General features: G+C 59.3%; 8 protein-coding genes. All 8 read right to left on the bottom strand.

Translation table 11 applies throughout. The features are described 5' to 3' along the window. Positions 1-700 (bottom strand): phage tail tape measure protein (locus C5O24_RS10590; RefSeq protein WP_107681801.1); only part of this gene is annotated, 700 nt, incomplete at its 3' end. Between the two features lie 11 nt (positions 701-711). After that, positions 712-996, bottom strand: coding sequence for a hypothetical protein (locus tag C5O24_RS10585; protein WP_133165535.1), 285 nt, complete (start codon positions 994-996; stop codon positions 712-714). A 35-nt stretch (positions 997-1,031) separates the two neighbouring features. Continuing rightward, on the bottom strand, positions 1,032-1,403 hold the full coding sequence (locus tag C5O24_RS10580) for a hypothetical protein (protein WP_107036664.1): 372 nt from the start codon (positions 1,401-1,403) through the stop codon (positions 1,032-1,034). Between the two features lie 18 nt (positions 1,404-1,421). Beyond that, complete coding sequence (locus tag C5O24_RS10575; RefSeq protein ID WP_107036665.1) at positions 1,422-1,892, bottom strand: phage tail tube protein; 471 nt, start codon at positions 1,890-1,892, stop codon at positions 1,422-1,424. Beyond that, a complete protein-coding gene (locus tag C5O24_RS13815; RefSeq protein ID WP_133165534.1) occupies positions 1,870-2,358 on the bottom strand; it encodes a hypothetical protein in 489 nt (162 codons plus the stop codon). The genes C5O24_RS10575 and C5O24_RS13815 overlap by 23 nt, the downstream gene beginning before the upstream one ends. 315 nt (positions 2,359-2,673) lie before the next feature. Further along, positions 2,674-3,138: an N-acetylmuramoyl-L-alanine amidase gene (locus C5O24_RS10565; RefSeq protein ID WP_107036668.1), complete on the bottom strand. Its 465-nt coding sequence runs from the start codon at positions 3,136-3,138 to the stop codon at positions 2,674-2,676. Between the two features lie 5 nt (positions 3,139-3,143). After that, positions 3,144-4,043, bottom strand: a complete 900-nt coding sequence (locus C5O24_RS10560; protein ID WP_107036669.1) for a hypothetical protein — start codon at positions 4,041-4,043, stop codon at positions 3,144-3,146. A 37-nt stretch (positions 4,044-4,080) separates the two neighbouring features. Next, the coding region (locus C5O24_RS10555) for a head maturation protease, ClpP-related (protein ID WP_107681800.1) at positions 4,081-5,151 on the bottom strand (1,071 nt) is incomplete at its 5' end.

Below are 5,151 nucleotides of genomic sequence, written 5' to 3'. Positions count from 1 at the left end.
TGGTGTTGCCCGTAACGCCGGTTGTCGACGCAAATACCGCCATCAGCTCGTCAAGCTCGACGCCGAGCTGCGAGGCAGAGCCGCTGACGTGTGGCAATGCCTGACCAAGCTCCGCGATGCTTGTCTTGCCCTTTTTGGCGGTCATCTGCATCTTGTCTTGCACGGATGTTGCCTGATCCCATGCGAGGCCGTATGTCTTGATGATCGTCGCAGTGGTGCCGACGGTGGTGCCGAGGTCGGCGCAGCCGCCTACGGCCGCGCGGGCGGAACGGTCCAGAAACTCTATCCAGTTGTCCTCCGGCACGCCGTTTGACACCACCTCGTAGAGTCCGTTGGCAAGCTCATCGCGCACCAGCGGTATCTCCCGGCTCATGCTGACGATCTGACCGCGCATCTTGTCGTATGCCTCGCCAGACTGCAGCGCCATTGTATTGGCGCGTCGCATCGCGGTGTCAAACGAGTTGTACTGGCTGATCGCACCGCCGATCACGCCCTGCAGCGTCTGTATGGACTTGATGCCCGCCTCGAGCACGATGGATGCGCCCGCCATATTGCGCAGACCACCCTCGGCTTTTGAGGCGCTCTGCGTAATCTGCGCTATCGCCTCGTCGGCCTTTTTGGCGGCAACAGACACCGTGCGGAGAGCGCCGCTCCCCGCATCCCTGATACTGATCTCAAAGTCGATGCTGTTGTTTGCCATTGTCGTTATTGTCAGGTTAATCCGTATGCCTTTTTAGCGCGCTCAAACTCGGCCATCTCCTCCTCATGCGTGAGCGCCCGGCGCGCTGTATCTCCTCTCTCTCCTGCTTCCCACGGAAATTGCATGACGTCAGTAGGTTTGAGAGGATTTTTGGCGTAGGGCTGGAGTATGCACATGCACATCATGCGCGCCCGCTCCCACTCCGCCCGCTCGCCGGACTCCCGGAGGCGCTGGCGTATTGTCAGCGCCTCCGAAAACTCCGCCGGCGTCAGCTCGCAAAAATCGGCGACGGTCATACCCATCTCGCCGACCGCGACCGCGAGCAGCTCGGTTACGCCGGGGCTACTGTTTTTTTTTCGGTGTCAGCCTCCCCGGCCGAGGGGGAGGAGATACCGTCGTAAAAGGCATTGAGAGCGTCCGGCTCGAGATTGTCGGCCATCTCCTCCACGGTCAGGCCAAACTCGATCCTGTCGACATTGCACGCACTCGCTATACAGCAGTGTACAAATGTCAGCAACTCCTCGATATTACCGGAGTCAAGCTTGCTCACATCGTGGCCGGTCGCACGCTTAAAGCGGAGCATGGCCCCCATGGTTATGCGGCAGGGGTACTCCTTGCCGGCGATCACTATGCGGCGCAGCTCCACTCTCGGAGGCGCTCCGGCCGGCATGCCGGCCGCTTTGTTGCTTTTTGATTTTGCCATGATTATCACCTGTTGAGATTACTTATTTGCCGCCGGAGCCGCGTCGCCGCCGGAGAGGCCGCCATTGATCGGCTTGACCGGTCCGTGACTCTCGAGCTTGACACTGTATTTGGAGTCGTCATTGGTCTGACCGTCGAGCTCGAGCGATGTGATCAGGTATTTGCCCGCATAACCTCCGGATTCCTTACCCTCGCGGCCCTCGCCCTCGCGCACGCTGTACGAGGCCGTGATCGGCTCGCCGGTGAGCTGCATTTTTTTGAGCTGATCGTAAGAGGGCATGTTATCCGAGCCATTTGTAATCGTCAGGCCGTCAGCCGAGATGTCCTCGCTAAAGCTCTTTGCGTATTTCTCCGGCCATTTGCCGGCGGCCGACTCCTTGGTCTGGCGCGTGCCGGTCTCCGTGGTCGTCGTGATCTTGCATCCCGTCGAAAATGCCAGGGCCTTGCCGCCGATCGACAGGATAAGGTTAACGCCGTCTAATACTGCCATATATCTTTGTCGTTGTTATGGTTAATACTACGCCGGCGGCTATCCCGGCAAAAAGCCATTTGAGCGTCGGCCAAACGCCGTTTGACCGCTGTTTGACCGACTCCTCAAGCTGAGATCTGTAAGCCTCTGCCTGCTGTTTTGTGTGCCATAGCTCCTCCTCGACAATCTCGATCTGACGCTCCAGTGAGTCGCATGTGGCTGTCACGATCAGACTGTCGCCGTCGCGCTCGACCGTTACGGTCGCACGGCCGTTGTGCATCGACAACGGGAGTCCGTCGGGCAGATCAGGGAGGCTCACGGCCGCGAGGCGGAGGGATGCCACTGCCGCCGGTATCGGCGTCAACCTCACCTGCTTGCGCGTGATGGTGGTCGACGCCTCCTGCTCTGTCGATCCCTGCCCCGCGGCCATCTCCCTTGACTGCGACCGCGAGCTGGTGCATCCCATGCAACACAGGGCAGTCAGCATGATAGCGACAATTGTTAGCGCGCTCCAGTGCCTCGCGCAATTTTTTGACCTCGTTACGAGTCTCATCTAATTCTTTTATAATTGGTTTTAACAGGTTGTCAACCAGTATCCTTGTGGCTGACTCTGTATTGGTTATCTTAATAGTCTCGGCCTCTGCCCGCGCTTTTTGGGCTTGGGCTTTGGCGGACTCCGCATCGGCGTTGGCTTGCCGGATCTTGGCGCGGAGTGTCGCAAATCCGATGGCCAACCCTACTATACCCCCGCTCCCGGCAAGGGCTATCACGTCTGTTATGGTCATACCTCATAGCGTTGGCATTACTGGTTGATACCTATTGACCTGAGCCACCTCTGCACGTCAAAGCTCGGGCACGCCTTGGCCGCGAGCTCATTATGCCCGACGATGCGGACCAATGGGAAGCGCCGGTGAAAATCACGCACATAGCGCTCCATGGCACTGCGTTGCATGACGGTGCGGGTGTCTGCGGGCGTCTTGCCATCGAGGGCGCATCCGCCGGCGTAGGCGACATGACGGCTTACAGAGTTGTAGCCTGCCGCGCCGTTGGTGATCTCCCACGGATCCACATTGGCATCCTCGTTGTTGTCGACAAGGCGCTCCACCGTGCCGTCAAGGTGGATCAGATCGGTATATCCGACCTGCCTCCAGCCCCGACCGCCCGCCGCCACCGGGGCTGTGTGCCACCTGCGGATGTCATCCGCGGTGACCTCACGGCCCTCAGGCGTGGCGGTGCAGTGCAACACGAGATATTTGAGCTTTGCCATGGTGATTACTCTACGGTGTCCTGTACGATCGCGAGCACTCCGGCCCCATCGTTGCGCATACGGCGGCCGCCGGCGCGCACTAAAAATGAGTAGATGTCGCCGTAGTAGGTCGGATCGTCCTCATTGCTGTACATCTTGACCTCACCCAGGGCGCGGCACACGCTCTGCTCATGCCATGCCAGAGCGGCGGCGCAGTCGGTAGCGGCAGCCTCGGCGACAAGAGCGCCGTCAGCATCGACGGCGGCCACAGTCGAGCGCAGCATCACGTTAAAACTGTGGAGTTTGCCCACTACGCCGTTAACGGCGTCGGCACACGCCAAAAAGGCCATGCCCTCTGTCTTGGTGAGGCTCGCGAGCAGCTGCGAGTACATCTGTGCATCGAGCAACAGATAGCGGCCCTCCTGCGGGATGTCGGCGGCGTTAAACGCTGTCATCGCGGCCAGTACATCGTCTGCCGTAAACGCCTTGCGCTTGCCGGTCGCGGAGGGTGTATGGGCGTCGACCGCTCTGCCGGTGGTCTTGAGTGTGCACTCTGCGTCAGTCGGGAGCCATGCCGCGATAAACGACTTGGCCACCTCGTCGAGCAGCTTGAGCTTATCCTGGCGCAGGATGCTCTCGCGCTTGTCATACGACAGCTCGACAGTGTCGGCGTGCGGGATATGCACGGGATCGGTGGTGTACTCGTCGAGCACAAATGTCAGATCGGAGTCTTTGCGCTGCTTGACGCTTGCGGGCAATTCGGCGCGGTTTTTTTTGACACCGGAGGGCGCGCCCGCCTGCGGTATGTGCACGGTTTTGCCCTGATTTACGTACTCGTCGGCATTAAAGGCCTTGGCCATAAAGCTGTTCTGTGCAAAGAGCAGCCCCACGATCGACGAGAGCCAGATTTCTTTCTGTACTGCCATTTTTTTTGGTTGATTTATTGGTTATATACTTGATTGATCAGAGGTTTGGCTCACGGCCAAATTTTTCGCGGAATTTGGCCTTAAACACCTCCGGCGCACTGTCGCGCAGCTCTATGAGGCGGCCGGCGCGGTCGAGCTCATCCCAGCTCTTGTTGTGCCACTCGGTCGACTCTGCCGACGATCCGCTCAGTACAATATCCTGCATGACGCTGCGGCGGGGCTTGAGCGATGCGAGCGCCGCCTTGCCGTCCTCAAAACTGGTTTTGAGGATGTTTTCAAATGTCTGGCGGTTTGTGGCATTGATGCGGCCGTCGCGCTGTGCAGCGTCGAGCAGCGCCTTGCGCTCCGCAGCTTTGGCGGCCTCGATGGCAGCCCCCTGCTCCTGCAGCTTTGTCTCAAGGTTGGTTACCTTGGTTTTGAGAGAGGCTGACTCCGCGGCCTCCGCCTCCAGTTTGTCGATCTCAACGAGAGCCGCGTTATCATCCGCACAGGCGGCAAAACGGGCACGCTTTTTTAACTCTTTAAGGTCCATTATATCATTTGATTTAGCCTCCGGCTTGCGGAGGCGGTTATTGAATATCGTGTATATATCCTCTGGCGTGTCGCCATCGATCGGATCGGCGTCATATATCGAGTCGACAAAGTGTCCGGCAAGAGCCTCTTCGGCTGTCATCCAGTGGTCGGCGCCGTCAAAATATTTGGCCTTGACCGCCTCCGGCTCGATATTGATGCGCTTGGCTATAATATCGGCCAGGCTGTCCTCGAGCGCGGCGATCTCCTGCAGGCAGCGCTCCAGCTCCTTGCGGTCGCCGTAGCAGCCGCCGCTGACGCTGTGCAGCATCAGCCGCGCGTACTTGCTCATCGATACCGGGCGCCCGCAAAGGGCGATTACGCCGGCCATGGAGGCCGCTACACCGTCGACATAGATATGTATATCGCCGCGGCTGTTGCGGATGGCGTTGTAGATCGCAATGCCGCTGTAGACCTCGCCGCCGATGGAGTTGATGCGGAGGTCGATGCGGGCGCCCGGTGCGGCGGCCATAAGCTCTGCGGCCACATGCGCACACCGCACATCGGCGTAATCCCCGATCTCTCCATAGAGGTAGAT

The sequence above is a fragment of the Paramuribaculum intestinale genome, from assembly GCF_003024925.1.
GTDB lineage: Bacteria > Bacteroidota > Bacteroidia > Bacteroidales > Muribaculaceae > Paramuribaculum > Paramuribaculum intestinale.
This window is presented reverse-complemented; position numbering and strand designations above follow the sequence as displayed.